Genomic DNA, 21534 nt, shown 5'->3' on the forward strand with positions numbered 1-21534 from the left:
TAAAAATTAAAATGTTACATTAAGACCAACTGCTATACTTCTATCTCTAGGGTAAGACAAATAATCCATACCTGCAGAAGGAACACCGTTAAGTGCTTTATTAGTATCAACCTCAGGATCAAATCCTGAATAACTAGTAATTACGAATACGTTGTTAGCACTTACAAAAAATCTGGCCGAATTAATTTTAAATCTTTCCATCGCTGTTCCTTTGAAAGTATAACCCACAGTAAGATTACCCATTCTCAAGAAATCTCCTTTCTCTAAGTACTTAGTTGATGGAGAGTTTGGATCAGAACCATTTTGTGGAGATGCTGCAACCTCTGGCGTTACGTTACGACCTCCTAACAAAGCACTCTTAAAGAAATAAGCATTCGCTGTGTTATTGTAGATATAATGTCCAAATGCACCATAAAAAGAAGTACTTGCATCAAACGATTTGTATGTAAAATTGGTTGAAAATCCAAGATTTATTTTTGGTAACGGTTGTTTGTCTAAATACTTTTTATCTGCATTTCCTAAACCAGTTTCAGAACCATCAGCTGCTGTGTAAATAGAATTACCTGCGGCATCATATCCTTTAAAATCGTACAAGTAGTAAGTATATAATGGATATCCATCTTTAATAACTTCTGCGTAAGCACCTGACAAACCTTGACCATTAATTCCTCCTGCAAGAAGCTGAACCGAGCCAAAATTTTCCATTGAGTTTTTCAAGAAAGCTGCATTTGCAGAAAAATTCCAACTCATATCATCTGTATCAATAATCTTGTAGCTCAAAGCAACTTCAAACCCACTGTTAATCAGGTTTCCAGGTAAATTAACACTTCTATTTGAACCTGGCCCTGGCTGTGCAGTTGCTTGTGGTACTGGGGCAATTAAATCTTTCGTGTCTCTGTGGAAATAATCAAATGAACCTGTCAAACGATTATTAAACAATGTAAAATCTGTACCAATACCATAAGAAGTCGTAGTTTCCCATCGTAATAAATCATTGGCTCCTGATACTGTTTGAGGTGTACCTCCATTTCCATAAATTGCTTTAGAAAGAGCAGAATTCACGGGAAACTCTTGATTTCCAGTAAGACCATAGTTTCCTCTAATTTTGAAATCATTTACTAATCCCTCGCCAGTATTAACAACTTTGTATGCCGCCCCAACTGCAGGAAAATAACCCCATTTATCATCTGCACCAAGCTTAGTTGAACCATCCGCACGAATTGAACCTGTCACTACCAAATCTTTGTACAAAATAAACTCTGCTTTTGCAAAGTAAGATTGTAATTCTATTTTATTTTTAAAAGAACTCGCTCTAAACTCCTGAGCAATACCTCCTTGGATATTATCAATTAAATTAGTTTGAGCTTCAACATATCCTTGTCCTCTTGCATTATTTCCATTAACATCATAAGAATAGTAAGAAAATCCAAGAACACCATTCATTTGGAAGTTCTCATTAAAGTCTTTATCAAATAACAAGGTATGTTCAAAAGTTTTATTGAATTTATTGATACCCGAAATCTCTGCAAGTCCTCTTTTTAAGACCCCACCATTAGCGGCATCATTTCCTGTTAAATCATCACTAGCAATTCTCATAGTTGGAAGCAATTGACGTTTTCTTACAGAGTTAGAAGTTTCAACTCCAAACAAAAACTTATATTTCAAACTATTTGTTATTTTTAGTGTTGCACTAATATTCGCTAACAATTTATTCGTATTAGTATAATCTTTGTAAGAGTCCAATAATTGAACTGGATTCAAATAATCATCTCCTACATAAGTATATGAACCATCTGGCTGACGTATTGGTAAAGTTGGATTCCAATATAATGCTGTACCGATTAAATTTCCTATGTAACCGGCATTATTACTAATCAATGTGGTTTGATCGTTTAACGCTGCATAAATTACATTGGTATCAACTTTTAAATTTCCATTAAAAAAATTATTATTGTTATTAAAAGCAAGTGTATATTTATCTAGACCTGTATTTTTAACAATACCATCAGTACTAGTTGCACCAATAGATAATCTTGTATTAGAATTTTCTGTACCACTACTAAAGGTTAAATCATGATTTTGTGAAAAACCGTTTCTTAATATAGCATCTTCCCAATTGTATGATCTTGAACCTCTATCTTGTCCGCCTGCAGCAACAAATTCATCTCCACTTAATAATCTAAAATCTCCAGAAATTTTACTAAAACTTACAGATGTTCCATACGTCAACGTTGGCATTTTAGATTTACCTTTTTTAGTTGTTATCACGATAACACCATTCGCTCCTCTAGAACCATAAACAGCTGTAGATGAGGCGTCTTTAAGAATTGATATACTTTCGATATCATTTTGATTTAAAAAATTCAATGGGTTTCTAGCTGAAGAAGAACCTAAACCAGCAATGTCATTACCTCCTGATGAAACTTCACCACCGTCCAAAGGAACACCATCAACAACATACAGAGGGTTATTTCCAGAACGGATAGAGGAATTACCTCTAATCCTTACAGAAATTGCTGCTCCTGGCTCTCCGCTTGATTGAGTAATTTGCACACCAGAAACTTTACCTCTTAATAACTCGGCAGGGTTGGTTGCCGCTACGTTATCAAAATCATCTGATCCTAATTGATCAACAGCTCCAGTTGCATCTTTCTTTTTCACAGTACCATAACCTACTACGATTACTTCTTTTAATTCTGCCGAATCATCTTTTAGAGTAACATTGATTACACTCTTACCCGCAGCACTTACTTCTTGAGTTTTTAAACCGATGTAACTAAATACCAAAATGGCGCCTGAGCTAACGTTTCTTAAGGTATACTTTCCGTCAAAGTCTGTTTGAGCAGAAATACTAGTTCCTTTTACCAATACATTGGCCCCAGGAAGTGGACCACTGGCGTCTGATACTTTTCCTGTGATTTCTTGCGAGTAGGCCATACCTGTGCAAAGAACCGTTAGAAATACCATCAAGCCTTTTAGTAGACTATTTTTCATACGTAATAAATAAGTTGGTTAATAATTTTTAAAAATTGGTTATTGCTTTTTTTATATCAATCAAACTTAAACAAAGTTTTATGAAAATATTAAGAAATAACATAACTAAAACGTTTTCGTTAAACCGAAAACGTTTTCGATTTTAAAATAGATACTTCAAAATTTTAATATTTATTTTAAACAAACCATAAAAAAAACCGACAAAAAAAACATATAATGCTTTTTTTCGGCTTTTTTTAAACAAAACAACTTATAGATTACTCAGTCAAACATTCCATTCATAGATTTTTAGTGATAATTATTCAATAAAAATGTGTTTTTTATAATAAAATCCTAACAACAAAAATTTAATATCAGAAAATCAATTGATTAAAAAACTATAAAGCATCAATCGCAACACAAATAGATTAATTTACGGTAATTGTTTTTTCATCGGTCCCAACGCCAATAATTTTCAAAGATTTCCATTTTTTGGGTAAAATCCCTTTATTAAATTGCAATCCTTTATCGGTTTGTTCAACCCCACCAAAACCATAAATTACCGCTTGAAGCATTGCCCCAGCTCCTGTAGCGAAATAAGGATTATTGCTATTGGCGGATTCCGAAAACACTCCAAAAGGCGGACGACTATTGGGCAGATACGATTTCACAAAATATTCATAGGCTTTATCTTTATCTCCCAATCGGGCATACAAAACTGATAAAACTCCAGAAGCCATTGCTGGACCATCTTTCTTGTCAATTTTATCAGCATAATATTCTAAATCCTTTTTGATTTGCTCTTTTTCCGTTATGATGTGCAACGGATAAGCCAACAAGTTCACATCTGCTTGTTTTATCATTTGCCCTTTGTATCCTTTGTAATTTTGTGTGATTCCATTTTCTTTATGAATCACTAATTTCTCTGAAACCTTAATCCATTCTTCATTCACTTTTTCGTTTAAAATCTTTGCCGCTTTAATCGTGTTTTTCAAACTTTCTATAGCCGAAGCATTGGTAAATGCATTATCATCAACATGCTGAGCGTATTCATCTGCGCCAACTACATTATGAACGGAATAGCTTCCGTCCGCATTTTCTACTGCTCTACTGACCCAAAAATTGGCAGTTTGCTTCAAAACTTCCCATTCATTTCGTAACCAAGATTGGTTTTGGGTCATTGCAAAATAATTCCAAAAAGCAATAGACACATCTGCCGTAATATGCTGCTCGAAAATTCCAGTTAACGCCCAAGTCGGCGTAGCTTCTTCTCCTGTATCATCAGACTCCCAGGGAAACATTGCCCCTTGATAACCATAAATAGTCGCTTTTTGCTTGGCTTTTGCCAAACGATCAGAACGATAATCCAAACACGATTTTGCCATCTCTGGTTGTAAGACTAATAAAGTAGGAAACATCCAAAGTTCCGTATCCCAAAATATATGGCCGTTATACCCTTGAGAGGATAAACCCATTGGCGCTATGCTTTGTCTTGAATCTGGACGAATAAAGGAATACAAATTATACAATGCAAAACGTACACGTTGTTGCGCATCTAAATCTCCTTCTATTTGAATATCTCCCGATTTCCACAAATCGGCCCAAGCTTTTTTGTGTTTGAACAATAATTTATCAATCCCCTCTTGCAAAGCATAAATAGGTTGTCTTTCGGATTCATTCAAAGGGTCTGTAACATCTTTTGAAGTACAAATCCCTCCAGCTATTGCAAATCGATAGGCTTTTCCCTTGCTCAGTTTTTTAGTAAAACCGACTTCATCGCCTTTTGGTTCCAAAGTTTCACTGGTACCATCAAACAAAAAAGTGGTCGATGCTGCCACTTTATACTTACCTGTCAAGGTTTGCGCAGTAGTCCCAAAAACAGGCATTAGATATTGATTGTCTTTCAAGACTCGAAATTGTCTTTTGGCTTGCTTTAATTCTTCAGGAACTGCCATATAATTGGCCGCTGTCATTTCGATGTCTTTTAAAGGTGTAACTTTTACAATCGCCATCGCAGAAAAAGGCAAGGCCCTATTTGCTAGAATGGTATACTCAATAGCAGCCAAATCTTTAAATCGGAACGAAGTCGTACTTGTTCCTTCTTTCATAGCAACTACTTGTTCCCAATTATCAATATTCGAAGCCGAAACTTCTTCCCCATTGATTACTAATCTCAGGTTCAAAAACTCTATTCCTCGAACAATTCTACTGATGCCATTTTCAGGGCTTCCGTCATAAACCCCATTGAGAATAATTTCTTTGGTTCTAAGTGGCGTCGCATCAGTTACAATTCCAATTTGACCATTGGCCATAGCTACACCATAATAATTGTCTCGCGAATTCGCTACCAAATTCCATTCGTCGGATTGGGTCTGAGCATAAGAAAAAGGACCAAAAAGAAAAATAGCAGCGACTGTAATGATTATTGATTTCATATTTTTAATGTTAAAATAATTTCAAATTTAAAGTATTTGCATTCAAAAAAACATATTTTACCACTAAGTCACCGAATTCAGAATCGAAATCGTTTTCGAAAAAATCGAAATCGTTTTCGATTTTTTACTCTAACATAATTTAAAAAATGAATCCTATTTTTATAAACTCGATGCTATTTGCAGTGTGGTAACCTTCAAATGAAAGCTTATGATTCATCAACCCAACACCAAATCCATAGTTTGCTTTGGAGAAATCTTATTCGATATCTTTCCAACGCACAAAAAAATTGGAGGAGCACCCTTAAATGTTGCTCTTAGATTAGCTTCATTAGGTATCAATACGCAAATCATTAGTTGCATTGGAGCAGATTCAAATGGACAAGAAGTAATTGACTACCTTATGCCAACAGGCATTTCAACCAAAACCATCCAAATCAACGGCGCTCACCCAACAGGCGAAGTTTTAGTGCACCTAAACGAAAAAGGTTCAGCTACCTACACCATCAATTATCCCGCTGCTTGGGACAAAATCAAGTATACGCAAGAAGGAGAAACCGCAGTAATTGGAGCAGATGTGCTTGTTTTTGGCAGTTTGGCTTGTCGTGACGCAATTGCTCATCAAAGCCTTCTTAATTATATAGCTTTATCAAAATTCAAGGTGTTTGACGTCAATCTCCGAGCGCCTTTCTACAACAAAGAGTTACTTCTAGAATTAATGCTCGAAGCCGATTGCATCAAATTCAATGATGACGAACTATACGAAATAGCCAATTTCTTGAACTCTCCCTACCATTCGCTAGAACAAAACATTCACTTCATTGCCGAAAAAACCAACACCAACAATATTTGTGTGACCAAAGGCAGCCACGGAGCCGTTTTATTTACCAATAATCAATTGTATTACAACAGCGGATACCAAGCCACAGTAGCCGATACAGTAGGAGCTGGAGACTCCTTTTTGGCTAGCTTACTCAGCGTTTTAATCACCGAGAACAATCCTCAAGCAGCACTAAATTTTGCCTGTGCATTAGGAGCCCTTGTCGCTTCACAAGAAGGAGCCAACCCCAAGATAACCCGAAAAGAAATCGATGAATTTATGCATCCCACAACAAGTTAATGCAATAGAATGAGCAGTAGAAGTAGCAAACAAAGACATTCTTTGCCAGCATCGTCCCGCCATCCGCTATATCTTTGCCTTTTAAAGAAAAAAGGCAAAGGATGCCGCTACTGTCGGGGCTAAAGAGCCACAACTTGCCTTCTTGCAAACAACTTCTAAAAATACAGTCCCTGTTAAGTTTAACTCTCAAAATATAAATTACACTTATGAAATCGCCATTAACAAAAAGTTTGTTGCAAACAAACACCGATAAGTATAAGGCGACACCATATTTGACCGCTAACAAATTATTTTTACACTTATGAAAACCAGTACTTCACTACTCTTAGTGCTTCTACTAATAGGCTATACAAACACAACCAATGCCCAAAAAAAAGAAAACCCTATCGACAAAAAATGGTGGAAAGAAGCCATTATCTATCAACTCTACCCACGTAGTTTTCAAGACAGCAACGGCGATGGTGTAGGCGATTTAAAAGGAATTACACAAAGACTAGACTATCTACAAAGCCTTGGAATTGATGCCATTTGGCTCAATCCTATTTGCGCTTCTCCCAACGATGACAATGGCTATGACATTAGCGACTACAAAGCCATTATGAAAGAAATGGGCACTATGGCCGATTTTGACGAAATGCTGGCTGGAATGAAAAAGCGAAATATCAAACTCATTATGGACCTCGTGGTCAATCATAGTAGCGACGAGCATAAATGGTTTATCGAAGCCAAAAAATCAAGAGACAACAAATACCGAAACTATTATCACTGGTGGCCCGCCGAGAAGGGAACACCTCCAAAACGCTACAGCATTTTTGACGAAAACTCAGATGCTTGGCGCTACGAACCCAACACCAACAGTTATTATCTACATTACTTCAGCCGAAAACAACCCGATTTGAATTGGGAAAACCCACAACTTCGCCAAGAAATGTATGATATTATGAAATTCTGGCTAGACAAAGGCGTGAGTGGTTTTCGCTTAGATGCTTTTCCGTTCATCGCCAAAGACACCAATTGGCCAGTTATGCCTGCTGATTTTACCAACGAACAATTTGTGCGATACTACGGCGCCGACGCAAAGCTCCATAACTATTTGCGCGAGATGAACGAAGTGATTTTGAGTAAATACAAAGATGTCTATACTGTTGGAGAAGGTGGTGTCATTCCGTTCCAAAAAGTAATGGATTTTGTAGATGAAGACCGAAAAGAAATCAATACCCTTTATCACGACGAGATAGCCAATATTTGGGGAAGAGATGCCTATGACGTGGGCGCTTACCAAGTAGGACGCAACAATATTTTAGGTATGAAAGAAATCGTAAACAAATGGGATAAAAAAATGGAATCCAAAGGATGGAATACCGTATATTTCACCAATCACGACCAAAGCCGAGCCGTGAGCCGCTACGGAAATGACAGTCCCGAATTTCGAGAAAAAAGCGCCAAAATGCTCTATACTTTTTTACTAACACAAAGAGCAACTCCCTATATTTACAACGGAGATGAAATCGGAATGACCAATATCCGATTCAAAACAGCAGCTGAATATAATGACCTTCAAACCCGCAATGTTTATAATCAATTAATCAAAATTAGCGATGCCAAAGCGGCTGAATATTTACTCAATCAACAAGAGTTAAGTCGGGATAACAGCCGCACTCCTATGCAATGGAATGCAACAAAAAATGCAGGTTTTACCACTGGAAATCCTTGGCTAACTATCAATAAAAATTACACCACAGTCAATGTTGAAGCCAACACCAAAGACAAAAACTCTATATTGAATTATGCCAAAAAACTAGCCAAAATCAGAAAAGAGAATCCTATTTTTGTGTATGGCAAGTTAGAAATAATTGACCCAGCTAATCCTGATGTTTTTGCTTATACAAGAGAATTAAATGGCAAAAAAATCATTGTTTTGTTGAATTTTACATCAAAAACAACCACGATTAGCGCACCTTTATTAGCCCAAAAAACAACACAATGGATAGGGAATTACCCCACTCCTTTTCAAAAAGAATTACGTCCTTATGAATCCGTAATTTTAAAAGTAAATTAAAAAGCACATTCTATGAGTCTCGATAACAGCACAATAATTTCGCCAACATTAGACACAAAATGGTGGAAAGAAGCCGTGATTTATCAAATTTATCCCAGAAGTTTTAAGGACAGTAATGGGGATGGTATTGGAGATTTACAAGGTATAATTTCAAAATTAGATTATCTAAAAAGTCTAGGAATTGACGCCATTTGGCTCAACCCAATTTTCGAATCACCAAATGATGACAATGGCTATGATGTGAGTGACTATCGCTCAATTCTAGCCGATTTCGGAACTATGGAAGATTTTGACATCCTCCTAAAAGGACTAAAAGAAAGAGGAATTAAACTTATTTTGGACTTGGTATTCAATCATAGTAGCGATGAACACCTTTGGTTTCAAGAGAGCAGAAAATCAAGAAACAATCCGTATCGCGATTATTATTATTGGTGGCCCGCCGAAAAAGGAACGCCTCCTTACCGATGGAGTTGGTTTGACGTTGAAAGCAATGCTTGGAAATATGACGCAACAACCGATGCGTATTATCTGCATTACTTCTCTGTAAAACAACCCGATTTAAATTGGAACAATCCAAAAGTACGAGAGGAATTGTATGCCATTATGCGTTTTTGGCTCGACAAAGGCATCGATGGATTTAGGATGGATGCATTTCAATTCATTTCAAAAGACCCTTCATTTCCAGAACTTCCAAATGCTATTTTAGGTAACATTCCCGAAATTATGAAGTATTACGGAAGAGGTCCACATTTGCACGATTACATTCAAGAAATGCATCGAGAAGTCTTGCAACATTATGATGTGATGACCGTATCTGAAGGAGCTGGAGGCTCTCCAGAAGAAGCGCTACTTTTTGTAGACCCTGACCGAAAAGAACTAAGCATGGCCTATCATTTGGAAGGCGTAGAAATTGGCAGTCACGTTATGCAATACGGCATAGTGAATTACAAAAAACTATATACTCGCTGGGATGATGCCTTCAAAACCAAAGGCTGGCTCTCCATCTTTTTGGCAAATCACGACCAACCCAGAATGGTGAGTAAATTTGGTAATGACAGTAGTGAATTCAGAGCGATTTGTTCCAAAATGCTAACTACATTTGTGTTGACTATGCGAGGTACAGCCTATTATTTTCAAGGCGATGAACTCGGAATGGTCAATATTCGATTCGATTCCATATCCGATTATAATGATATTGATACCATCAACAAATATGAGTTTATCAAAAGTCAGAATGGCGATTTAGAAGGTTTTTTAGAAGAGCAAAAACAAGCTTCTAGAGAAAATTCAAGAACGCCATTTCAGTGGAATGCATCACCCAATGCAGGTTTTACTGAAAGGAAGCCTTGGCTAAAAGTACATCCTAACCATACAACAATCAATGCCGAAAGTCAAGAAAATGATACTGACTCAACCTTAAATTATTTTAGAACGTTGGTACAATTACGAAAAAAAGAGCCCACACTCATTTATGGTAGTTATACTTTATTAGACGAAGAAAATGAGAAAGTTTATGCCTATTTAAGAGAATTAAATGGTCGGAAAATAGTAGTCTTGCTGAACTTTACATCACAGGAAGCCCTTTTTTCAATTCCAATTTCTGCTATAGGAGCAAAAATATTGCTTTCAAATTACAATCAAAAAAGCATTGAAAGCAACAAATTACTACCCTATGAAGCAGCAATCATAGCAATTAAATAATTTTTTTAACATTTTTCCCGTAAAAAAACCAAAACAAATCACATTTTAGAAATCATCTTCTACTAATAAATTGTATGTTTGTTTAAAAGCATTGATTCTTCTAGACAAACCATTCAATTTTTCAAATGAATAATGCAACACTTAAACAAATAGCGGCACAGCTCGGCATTTCCACTACTACGGTATCAAAAGCCCTAAAAAACTATACCGACATTAGTGAAAAAACCAAGAAAGCTGTAATTGATTTGGCCCAAGAGCTAAATTATACCCCAAATAGTTTTGCTGTCAACTTAAGAACTAGTGAATCAAAAACCATTGGAGTTATCATCCCTACCGTTGATTTTCATTTTTTCTCTAAAGTGTTCAAAGGCGTATTGGAAGAAGCTGAAAAAAGAGACTATTTAGTAATTGTGTTGCGTTCAAACGAAAAATTAGAACTAGAAAAAAAACAAATTGATTTATTGCTAAGCAAAAGAGTCGATGGAATCATCATCTCATTATCAAATGAAACCGGTGATTTCGACCACATCAAAAAGGTATTGGCACACAATACTTCATTAGTACTGTTCGATAAAATTGCCAAACTAGTCAATTGCTCCAAAGTGAGCATTAATGATCGCAAAGCGGCTTATGAGGCGGTAGATTATTTAATCAAAAAAGGGAGAAAAAAAATTGCTCATTTTCGAGGATCGTATATGCCTCAAAACGCAATTGATCGTTTTTTGGGATATAAAAAAGCGTTGGAAGACAACGGAATTCCTTACGATGCATCCTTGGTGTATGTATGTGATAATTTTTCTGATTTTGAAGACGGCTATACAGCAACAAAAACAGCTTGTAATGAACACCCCGATTTGGATGCCATTTTCACCGTAACCGATTTGGTAGCTGTAGGTGTGCTCAAAGCCTTGCAAGATTTAGCCATCTCGGTTCCTAAACAAATTGCGGTATTTGGATTTTGTAATTCTTTTGTGAGCGAAATAACCACACCCAAACTCTCTACCGTAGATCAACCCGGTTTTGAAATTGGTAGAAGAGCAGCTGAAATTTTATTTGAAGAAATTCAATTAAAAAAAGAAAAACAGCCCATAACTTTTCAAACTATCGAATTACAGACTTCACTTTTGGAAAGAGGTTCTGCATAAACCAAACAACTAAGTTTTTTAATTAAAAATTGTCAAATTAATCCATAAAAAATTACAAAAAATACTTTACATTAGTATAGGAGTTCAAACGAATTAATTACTTCATATATAACAACATACACAAAATTCTTAAAAGCCAAGCACTAAACGTTACATGAAAGAAATTACTCTTAAAGAAATTGCAAATACCTTAGGTATCTCAATAACTACTGTCTCTAAGGCCTTAAAAAACTATCCTGATGTTAGTGAAAAAACTAAAAAGGCAGTGCTTGATTTGGCTAAAGATTTGCATTATACCCCTAATAGTTTTGCCGTAAATCTTAGAACTAAAGAATCCAAAACTATCGGATTGATAATTCCAGAAGTAATGCATCATTTTTTCTCGAATGTAATTAATGCAATTATCGATGAAGCTGAAAAAAATGGGTATCTGGTAATTATTCTTCAATCGAACGAGTCAATTGAACTAGAAAGAAAACAAGTTGAACTCTTGATTAACAAGCGTGTAGACGGTATAATAATGTCGCTATCGAATGAATCCAATTTTGACGAACACATTAAGGAAATTATTAATAGAAAAATTCCTTTTGTGATGTTTGACAAAATATCAAAATTGGCCAATTGCTCCAAAGTATTAATAGATGATCAAAAAGCAGCTATGAGCGCTACCCAACATCTAATCGATAAAGGATGCAAAAAAATAGCCCACATACGTGGTCCTTTAAACCCTCAAAACGCGATAGATCGTTACATAGGTTATAAAAAAACACTAGATAAGAATCAAATTCCATATGACCCTACTTTAGTTTACACTTGTGAAAATGTAACTTTCCAGGAAGGATTAGACTTTGCAAAACAAATAATCGAAGAACATCCTGATGTAGATGGTGTCTTCGCAGTAACAGATTTGGTGGCAGTAGGGGTATTATCCTACTTTAATGATCACCAAGTAAAAGTACCACAACAAGTAGCTGTAATTGGTTTTAGCAATTGGTTCATGTCTCAGGTTTTGACTCCAAAACTAAGTACTATTGATCAACCCAGTCATGAAATGGGGGTAGCTGCTTTCCACTTATTATTGGAAGAAATGTATGCACACAAAGAAAATCAGGATTTCACCCCAAGAACTGTTATTTTGGAAACTAGTGTGATTGAAAGAGATTCTAGTAAAAAATCATAAAGCATTATCAATATTTCTCATAAGCCCATTCCATTTGGTTCGCTTCATAGGAGAATTTTTAAATACTGCATTAAAAGTTTCAGATGTGATTTCTTCCCAGTCTTTTTTTGACCATTGAAGCATTTCTGGATTTGGATTAAATAAAGGCTCATTGTGGGATTTTGAAAAGCGATTCCAAGGACACACATCTTGGCAAACATCACATCCAAAAATCCAATCGTCAAATTTTCCTTTAAACTCAGAAGGTATTTTATCTTTTAACTCAATCGTAAAATAAGAAATACACTTACTACCATCCACAACGTAAGGTGCTACAATAGCCTGTGTTGGACAAGCATCCAGACAAGCAGTACAAGTACCGCAATGATCTGTTGTAGCCATATCATATTCTAAATCAAGGTCAACAATCAACTCTGCAATAAAATAAAAAGAGCCAACCCTTTGTGTGATTAAATTACTGTTTTTCCCTATCCAACCTAAACCACTTTTTGCAGCCCATGCTTTATCTAGAACTGGAGCTGAATCAACAAAAGCTCGTCCCGAAACTTCACCAATTTCAGTTTGAATAGAAAACAATAACTCTTTTAATTTGTCTTTAATTACAAAATGATAGTCTTGACCGAAGGCATATTTTGAGAGTTTATAAGAATCTGGATTTTGTTCTTGAGAAGGATAATAATTCAACAACAAAGATATTACACTCTTAGCTCCATCAACTAACAAAGTAGGATCAAGTCTTTTGTCAAAATGGTTCTCCATATAACTCATTTGACCATTCATCTGATTAGTCAACCACTTCTCCAATCTTGGGGCTTCATCCACTAAAAAACCAGCTCTAGAAATACCACAAGACAAAAAGCCGAGTCTTTTAGATTCGGCTTTAATAAATTGAGTATATTTTTCTTTGTTATTAATCACAACTAAAACAATCCGCCTTGAACATTTATTCTAACTTTACCCAGATGCTGATATGCTTTTTCAGTTACCTCTCTTCCACGTGGCGTTCTCATAATAAACCCTTCTTGAATTAAGAAAGGCTCATATACCTCTTCAATAGTTTCACTACTTTCAGAAACTGCAGTGGCTAATGTAGTTAAACCAACTGGACCTCCTTTAAACTTATCAATAATGGTGGTAAGAATCTTATTGTCCATTTCATCCAAACCGTGGGCATCAACATTAAGAGCTTTAAGCGCAAAACGAGCTATTTCAATATCAATAGTACCATTACCTTTAATTTGCGCAAAATCACGCACCCTACGCAAAAGAGCATTAGCGATACGCGGAGTTCCTCTACTCCTCCCAGCTATTTCAATAGCAGCTTCCATAGTAATTGGCATCTTAAAAATAGAGGCACTTCTCTCAACAATAGTTGTCAGCAATTCTGTAGAATAATATTGTAAACGTGAAGAAATACCAAAACGAGCGCGCATAGGAGCTGTTAATAAACCAGACCTAGTAGTTGCACCAATTAAAGTGAAAGGATTTAAATTAATTTGAACCGTTCTTGCATTAGGCCCTGATTCAATCATAATATCGATTTTAAAATCCTCCATTGCAGAATAGAGATATTCTTCAACTATCGGACTTAATCGATGGATTTCATCAATAAACAAAACATCCCTTTCTTCTAAATTGGTTAGCAAACCAGCTAAATCTCCGGGCTTATCAAGTACAGGCCCTGATGTTATCTTAATTCCAACCTGCAATTCATTAGCGAGAATATTAGCCAATGTAGTTTTTCCTAAACCAGGTGGACCGTGAAAAAGGGTATGATCTAAAGCTTCATGACGCTGATTGGCAGCAGCAACAAAGACTTTAAGATTTTCTAAAACCTGATCTTGTCCAGCAAAATCATCAAAACAAAGAGGTCTTAATCTTTTTTCAATGTCTAGCTCTTCCGAATTATAATTAGTATTGGTTGGGTCTAAATTTTGATTCATTGGATAAAGATAAAAAAAGGGTTTACAATAAAAAAGCCTTTCACAAGGAAAGGCTTTTAAACTATATACTTAATATTAGTGATGTAAAACTTCTTCACCAACTTTCATAGGAACATTCTGAGGAACAAAATCTTCATCGTGCCCTGGCTTACTGTAATCATAAGGCCATCTATGAACCTCCGGTATCTCACCAGGCCAGTTACCGTGAATATGCTCAACAGGAGCAGTCCATTCAAGTGTGTTAGATTTCCAAGGATTTTGTTCAGCTTTTTTGCCATAAAAAATACTAACAAAGAAATTGTACAAGAATACTAATTGGAACGCACCACCCACTAAAGCAAATGTAGTAATTAAAACATTTACATTTTGTAAATCATCAAAAAGAGGGAAGTTAGTGTTAGTGTAATAACGTCTTGGCAAACCTGCTAATCCAATAAAGTGCATTGGAAAAAATACACCATAAGCACATACAGCAGTTACCCAAAAATGAACGTAACCTAGATTCTTATTCAACATTCTACCAAACATTCTTGGAAACCAGTGGTAAACACCAGCAAACATACCATACAAAGCAGAAATACCCATTACCAAGTGGAAGTGAGCAACCACAAAATACGTATCGTGAACGTTAATATCAAGTGTACTATCCCCAAGAATAATTCCGGTTAAACCTCCTGTAATAAAGGTAGAAACTAAACCAATTGAAAAAAGCATTGCAGGATTCAACTGCAAATTACCTTTCCACAAAGTAGTGATATAATTAAATGCTTTTACTGCTGATGGAATAGCAATCAATAAAGTTGTGAATGTAAACACAGACCCTAAGAAAGGATTCATACCAGAAATAAACATATGGTGACCCCAAACAATAGTAGATAAGAAAGCGATAGCCAAAATAGACATAATCATCGCTCTGTATCCAAAAATTGGTTTACGAGAGTTAGTAGCAATAATTTCTGAAGTAATACCTAAAGCTGGTAACAATACAATGTAAACTTCTGGGTGACCTAAAAACCAAAATAAATGTTCAAAAAGAACTGGTGAACCTCCTTGATAATGCAAAACCTCTCCAGCGATATAAATATCAGACAAGAAGAAAGAAGTTCCAAAACTTCTATCGAAAATCAATAATAAAGCAGCTGATAACAATACTGGGAATGAAATGATACCAATAATAGCCGTAACAAAGAAAGCCCATATAGTAAGAGGCATTCTGGTCATTGACATCCCTTTTGTTCTCAAATTAATAACAGTTACAACATAATTCAAAGACCCCATTAATGAAGAGGCAATGAAAATAGCCATAGATACTAACCAAAGAGTCATCCCTGTACCAGAACCTGGAATAGCTTGTGGTAAAGCACTCAAAGGAGGATAAATCGTCCAACCTGATGATGCAGGTCCTGCTTCAACAAAAAGTGAACAAATCATTACTACACTTGACAAGAAGAACAACCAATATGATATCATGTTCATGAAACCAGAAGCCATATCCCTTGCTCCAATTTGAAGTGGAATCAATAAATTACTAAAAGTTCCACTTAAACCTGCTGTAAGTACAAAGAATACCATTATGGTACCATGGATTGTTACCAAAGCTAAATAAATATCATTCGCCATAACTCCTTCTGGAGCAAATTTGTCACCTAGTAAAATATTAAATATTTTAAAAGACTCCTCTGGCCAAGCCAATTGCATTCTAAAAAGCAATGACATTCCAACACCAATAATTCCCATAACAATACCTGTGATTAAGTATTGTTTAGCAATCATTTTGTGATCAATACTAAAAATATATTTAGTAATGAATGTATCCTTATGGTGGTGTTCGTGTTCGTGATCGTGTGTGTGATCGTGAGCTTCTGCTGACATATATATACTTTTAAATATTCTTAAATAATTATTTCATCGCTACCTTAACAGCAGCAGCTTCTTTTGGTGCACTTAAACTATCTGACTTAGCAGCACCATCAGTAGAGGCAGGTGTTTCTTTAGAAGCTTTGTATTCTTTAACTAAAGCCACTTTATCACTTAACCATTTTTTATAATCTTCAGGAGTATCAACAACAACTTTCATTTGCATGTTATAATGTGAAGCTCCACAGATTTTATTACACAACAAAAGATAATCAAAAGTGTAAGGATCAAGCGCTGTACCGCCCTTAGCAACTAATTCAGTACTTTTCTTAGCACGCAAATCATTAATTCTGGCCACTTTTTCAATCATAAAAGGCAACTCTCTATACTCAGCTGTAGTATAAATAGGTGTAAAAGCAAATTCAGTTACCATACCTGGAACACAGTTCATTTGTGCTCTAAAATGTGGCATGTAAGCAGAGTGCAATACGTCCTGAGAACGCATTTTGAAGTGAACTTTTTTCCCTTTAGGGATGTGAATTTCTGTAGTTAAAAAGTCATCTTGTGCATTTTTGTCTGCTAAATCAACTCCTACTGCATTCACACCATCAATTAAACGTACATTAGCTTTACCTAAAACTTGATCAGCACCAGCATATCTAGCAGTCCATTTAAATTGCTGAGCGTACAATTCAATAACAACTGTATCCTCTTCATCATCAATAAACATAATGTTTGTCCATGCATACAAACCATATAATATCAAACCAGCTAATACAACAGCAGGTATAACACTCCAAACGGCTTCTAATTTATTATTATCAGCAAAGTAAAGAGCTTTTTTGTCCTTATTACCTCTATATTTAAAAGCAAAATAATGAAGTAAAACCTGAGTGATAGCTTGAACAGTGAAAATCAATATCCAAGTAATATTCATTAAATTATCAACGGTACCACCATGCTCTGAAGCAGGTGTATGTAATGGTAAATCACCCCATTTCAACAATGAATATATTGTAAAAATATAGATGAATGCTAAAAAGCCAAACATCAAATATCCTTGTATGTTATTATCATTATCCGTAGCGATTTGAGAATCATCAGATTTTGAACCTACTTGTGTAAGATCAAATATCTTAGTCAATTGCCAAAGTGCAACAGCTAATAAAACTAAAACTATAATTACCAACAAACTTGTCATCTGTTTTTCTGTTTAAAATATTAATAATGGAAGTGCTTACTTTCCTCAATAAAAGGATTTCTCTTTGGCAACAACGGTGCTTTTGTAAGTGCAGTAAATACAACATATATAAACAACCCTAAGAAGAATAGAACCGATGCAATTTCTGGAATTCCAATAAACCATTGATCGCCTACAGTACCCGGCATGATCATATTGAAGAAATCAATATAGTGCCCTAAAAGTATTACTGTACCTGCCATAACCAACACCCATGTGATTCGTTTAAAATCAGTATTGATCAAAATCAAAACTGGAAATAAAAAGTTCATAGCTACAGCACCAAAGAATGGTAAATTAAATTCTTGAATTCTAGTCACAAAATACGTAACCTCTTCTGGAATATTGGCATACCAAATCAACATAAATTGAGAGAACCATAAGTAAGTCCAAAAAACACTGATACCAAACATAAATTTTGCTAGGTCATGTATGTGACTAGTATTTACATGCTCTAAGTAGCCCTTAGATTTCAAATATAAAGTAACCATACAAATTGTAGTGATACCACTTACAAAGAAACTAGCAAAAACATACCATGCAAATAAAGTACTAAACCAATGTGGGTCAATTGACATAATCCAATCCCAAGACATAATAGACTCAGTAACTATGAAGAAAACCAAGAAACCAGCAGATATTTTAAAGTTCTTTTTGTAGAATGAATTATCATCCGATTCATCTTGTGCCAAACAGTTTTTTCTAGAAAAATATCTATAAGCATTCCAACCTAACAAAAAGATGCCAGCTCTAACAATCCAAAAAGGGAAATTTAAATATCCAGATTTAGTTTGTATCAGTTTATCATGAGCTACTACTTCAGGATCTAACCAAACAAATAAATGGTTAAAATGTAAACCACACAATACTAATAAAACAAAGAATATTACTGAACCAAAAGGTAAATAGGCTGTAATTCCTTGCATAACTCTAAAAAGTACTGGAGACCAACCTGCTTGTGCGACTTGTTGAATAGCATAAAATGCAAGAGTCCCTAGTGATAAAAGCATAAAAAATATACAAGCTACATATACAGCAGCCCATGGCTTATTACTTAATTGATGCAAAACATGCTCTAAATGTTCTTTGTGCTCAGCGTCTTCCTTAACACTATGAGCTGCTTTTTCAGCTTTATCAGAATGTGAAGTTGTCGCAGCATGCTCATCATGAGCAACAACTGCAGTAGCATGAGATGCTTCTCCATGAGTTCCGTGTGAATCAGCAGCAAGAAGAGCTTCTACTTCTTGAATATCTTTTGGTGCACTATAAAAACAATAACCTATACCTAACAAGCCTACAGCCATTAGAATAAGAGAAAAAGTTTTTAATCTACTTGAAAATGTATACATATCTATTACGATCAGTTTGTTCAACAATTATAATTCGCTTTTTAGTTTAAGAACATAGTCTACAACTAACCAACGCTCATGGGCACTCAATTGGTTTGCATGTGAACCCATAGAATTCAATCCATAAGTAATTACATGAAATACACTTCCCTCTGTAATTTGACGGTCAGCATAACTAGGTACTCCAAGAAACTTTTCTCTTTCAACTAATTTTCCTTTACCATTTCCAGTAGCACCATGACAACTGATACAATAAATTTCAAAAAGTTCTTTTCCTTTCTCAGAATTTCTTTCTAATGAATCTAAAGGAGACTTTAAATTAGCTTTTGCTAATTCATAACCAGCTGTAGAATTTTCATATTCATACACATCAAAACCTCTTTTGATAGTCCCTTTTGCGGGTAATTGTCCTTCTTTTCCGTCTTTAAATGCTTTAGATTCGGAATATGTTTCGTAACCAACCGATTCATACATGTTTGGAAAATACTGATAGTTTGGTGTCAATTTATCATGACACGATGAAACTAACATAGTAATACCAGCCAAAAGTGTTAATTTATATATACTTCTCATAGCTACAATTAATTCTTATCTATTACATTTACTTCAACTGCTCCTGTACCTTTGAAGAAAGAAATTAATTCTTCTTCATTATCATTTACAGCTACTTCCATTAAAAAATGATCGTCAGTTGTTCTAACATCAGGATTTTCGGCTTGTTTAAAAGGCCATAATCTACTTCTCATATAGAAAGTAATAACCATCAAGTGAGCAGCAAAGAAAACTGTCTCTTCAAACATAATTGGAACAAATGAAGGCATGTTTTCAATATAACTGAAACTTGGTTTACCTCCAATGTCTTGAGGCCAATCTTGAATCATGATATAGTTCATCATCCAAGTAGCGAATGAAATACCACACAAACCATAGATAAAAGCACAAATAGCTAATCTTGTTGGTGCGAGTCCCATTGCTTTATCTAATCCGTGAACCGGAAAAGGTGTAAAAACATCTTCTATATGATAATGCGCTGCACGTGTTTTTTTAACAGCATCCATTAATACATCATCGTCGTTGTATATAGCGTAAATTACTTTATTACTCATGGTGTACGTCTTTATTTGCTTCTCTTTCTCTTTTGTAGTTATCTCCACTTCCTTTTAATATTGTTTTTACTTCAGCCTGAGCGATAACAGGGAAAGTTCTAGAATATAACAAAAACAATACAAAGAAGAATCCAATAGTTCCGATAAAAATACCTATGTCAACAAAGGTCGGTGAAAACATGGTCCAAGAAGATGGTAAATAATCTCTGTGCAAAGAAGTCACAATGATTACAAAACGCTCAAACCACATTCCTATATTTACTACAATAGAAATGACAAATGAGAACATTATACTTGTACGTAATTTTTTAAACCACATAAACTGAGGAGAGAAAACATTACAAGTCATCATTGCCCAATATGCCCACCAGTAAGGCCCTGTAGCTCTATTTAAGAATGCATATTGTTCATACTCAACACCTGAATACCAAGCGATAAACAACTCAGTAATGTATGCAACACCAACGATAGAACCTGTAATCATGATTACAATATTCATTAATTCAATATGCTGAATAGTAATGTAAGATTCTAAATTAGAAACTTTTCTCATGATGATTAACAATGTGTTTACCATTGCAAATCCAGAAAAAACCGCACCGGCAACGAAGTATGGTGGGAAGATGGTAGTATGCCATCCTGGAATTACTGAAGTAGCAAAGTCCATAGATACAATGGTATGTACAGAAAGTACCAAAGGTGTTGCTAGACCAGCAAGAACAAGAGAAACCTCTTCGAAACGTTGCCAATCTTTAGCTCTACCACTCCATCCAAAACTTAAAATAGAATAGATTCTTTTATTAAAAGGAGTAATCGCTCTATCACGTAGCATCGCGAAATCAGGTAAAAGTCCAGTCCACCAGAAAACTAATGAAACCGATAGATACGTAGAAATCGCAAAAACGTCCCAAAGCAACGGTGAGTTAAAGTTTACCCATAATGATCCGAACTGATTTGGAACTGGAAGTACCCAATAAGCTAACCATGGTCGTCCCATGTGGATGATTGGAAATAAACCAGCTTGAATAACTGAAAAAATTGTCATAGCTTCAGCTGAACGGTTAATAGCCATTCTCCATCTTTGACGGAATAATAAAAGTACGGCTGAGATTAATGTTCCAGCGTGACCGATACCTACCCACCAAACGAAGTTAGTGATATCCCAAGCCCATCCAACTGTTTTGTTTAATCCCCAGGTTCCGATACCGGTAGATACTGTGTAAATAATACAACCCAATCCCCAAAGGAAAGCGGTTAATGCGATTGTAAATACAATCCACCAATGCTTATTGGCTTTACCTTCTACAGGCGCAGCTACATCTACAGTTACATCATGATAAGACTTATCACCTATAACTAAGGGTTTTCTAATGGTTGCTTCGTAGTGAGACGACATAATCCTTTATATTGATTCTTAATTAATTTTTTT

At 35.4% G+C, this 21534-nt stretch carries 15 protein-coding genes; 5 read left to right on the forward strand and 10 right to left on the reverse strand.

Annotated features, from left to right (window positions below; translation table 11 throughout):
* Nucleotides 1-6: 6 nt before the first annotated feature.
* Together ACZ1AQ_RS01245 and ACZ1AQ_RS01250 are read right to left on the reverse strand one after the other, a co-directional pair.
* On the reverse strand, nucleotides 7-2994 hold the full coding sequence (locus ACZ1AQ_RS01245; RefSeq protein ID WP_489631148.1) for a SusC/RagA family TonB-linked outer membrane protein: 2988 nt from the start codon (nucleotides 2992-2994) through the stop codon (nucleotides 7-9).
* Between the two features lie 407 nt (nucleotides 2995-3401).
* A complete protein-coding gene (locus ACZ1AQ_RS01250) occupies nucleotides 3402-5408 on the reverse strand; it encodes a kojibiose hydrolase (protein ID WP_489631149.1) in 2007 nt (668 codons plus the stop codon).
* A gap of 208 nt (nucleotides 5409-5616) precedes the next feature.
* On the opposite strand from ACZ1AQ_RS01250, the gene ACZ1AQ_RS01255 reads away from it, so the two are divergent.
* From ACZ1AQ_RS01255 to ACZ1AQ_RS01275, 5 genes are all read left to right on the forward strand, one after another.
* Nucleotides 5617-6525 carry a carbohydrate kinase family protein gene (locus ACZ1AQ_RS01255; protein WP_489631150.1) on the forward strand — a complete coding sequence of 303 codons (909 nt, stop codon included), beginning with the start codon at nucleotides 5617-5619 and terminating at the stop codon, nucleotides 6523-6525.
* A 301-nt stretch (nucleotides 6526-6826) separates the two neighbouring features.
* Nucleotides 6827-8584: a glycoside hydrolase family 13 protein gene (locus ACZ1AQ_RS01260; protein ID WP_489631151.1), complete on the forward strand. Its 1758-nt coding sequence runs from the start codon at nucleotides 6827-6829 to the stop codon at nucleotides 8582-8584.
* Nucleotides 8585-8596: 12 nt separating this feature from the next.
* The gene (locus ACZ1AQ_RS01265) at nucleotides 8597-10285 is read left to right on the forward strand and encodes a glycoside hydrolase family 13 protein (RefSeq protein WP_489631152.1); all 1689 of its coding nucleotides are present in this window, start codon (nucleotides 8597-8599) and stop codon (nucleotides 10283-10285) included.
* A gap of 125 nt (nucleotides 10286-10410) precedes the next feature.
* Nucleotides 10411-11430, forward strand: a complete 1020-nt coding sequence (locus ACZ1AQ_RS01270) for a LacI family DNA-binding transcriptional regulator (protein WP_489631153.1) — start codon at nucleotides 10411-10413, stop codon at nucleotides 11428-11430.
* Nucleotides 11431-11584: 154 nt separating this feature from the next.
* Nucleotides 11585-12610, forward strand: a complete 1026-nt coding sequence (locus tag ACZ1AQ_RS01275) for a LacI family DNA-binding transcriptional regulator (RefSeq protein WP_489631154.1) — start codon at nucleotides 11585-11587, stop codon at nucleotides 12608-12610.
* Here ACZ1AQ_RS01275 and queG read toward each other — a convergent pair.
* The 8 genes from queG to nrfD all read right to left on the reverse strand — a co-directional run bounded on the left by queG (nucleotide 12605) and on the right by nrfD (nucleotide 21501).
* A complete protein-coding gene (queG, locus tag ACZ1AQ_RS01280; RefSeq protein ID WP_489631155.1) occupies nucleotides 12605-13528 on the reverse strand; it encodes a tRNA epoxyqueuosine(34) reductase QueG in 924 nt (307 codons plus the stop codon). The two genes, ACZ1AQ_RS01275 and queG, sit on opposite strands and share 6 nt — an antisense overlap.
* Nucleotides 13529-13530: 2 nt before the next feature.
* Entirely contained in the window at nucleotides 13531-14553 is a 1023-nt protein-coding gene (gene ruvB / locus ACZ1AQ_RS01285; protein ID WP_489631156.1) for a Holliday junction branch migration DNA helicase RuvB, read from the reverse strand.
* Nucleotides 14554-14628: 75 nt separating this feature from the next.
* Nucleotides 14629-16425, reverse strand: coding sequence for a cytochrome c oxidase subunit I (locus ACZ1AQ_RS01290; RefSeq protein ID WP_489631157.1), 1797 nt, complete (start codon nucleotides 16423-16425; stop codon nucleotides 14629-14631).
* Between the two features lie 28 nt (nucleotides 16426-16453).
* Nucleotides 16454-17611: a cytochrome c oxidase subunit II gene (locus ACZ1AQ_RS01295; protein ID WP_489631158.1), complete on the reverse strand. Its 1158-nt coding sequence runs from the start codon at nucleotides 17609-17611 to the stop codon at nucleotides 16454-16456.
* Nucleotides 17612-17631: 20 nt separating this feature from the next.
* The gene (locus tag ACZ1AQ_RS01300; RefSeq protein WP_489631159.1) at nucleotides 17632-18999 is read right to left on the reverse strand and encodes a quinol:cytochrome C oxidoreductase; all 1368 of its coding nucleotides are present in this window, start codon (nucleotides 18997-18999) and stop codon (nucleotides 17632-17634) included.
* 27 nt (nucleotides 19000-19026) lie between these two features.
* Nucleotides 19027-19572, reverse strand: coding sequence for a c-type cytochrome (locus ACZ1AQ_RS01305; protein ID WP_489631160.1), 546 nt, complete (start codon nucleotides 19570-19572; stop codon nucleotides 19027-19029).
* Nucleotides 19573-19580: 8 nt separating this feature from the next.
* Nucleotides 19581-20105, reverse strand: a complete 525-nt coding sequence (locus ACZ1AQ_RS01310) for a DUF3341 domain-containing protein (protein ID WP_489631161.1) — start codon at nucleotides 20103-20105, stop codon at nucleotides 19581-19583.
* On the reverse strand, nucleotides 20098-21501 hold the full coding sequence (nrfD, locus tag ACZ1AQ_RS01315) for an NrfD/PsrC family molybdoenzyme membrane anchor subunit (protein ID WP_489631162.1): 1404 nt from the start codon (nucleotides 21499-21501) through the stop codon (nucleotides 20098-20100). The genes ACZ1AQ_RS01310 and nrfD overlap by 8 nt, the downstream gene beginning before the upstream one ends.
* Between the last annotated feature and the right edge of the window lie 33 nt (nucleotides 21502-21534).

This window comes from Flavobacterium sp. UM26, assembly GCF_057922445.1.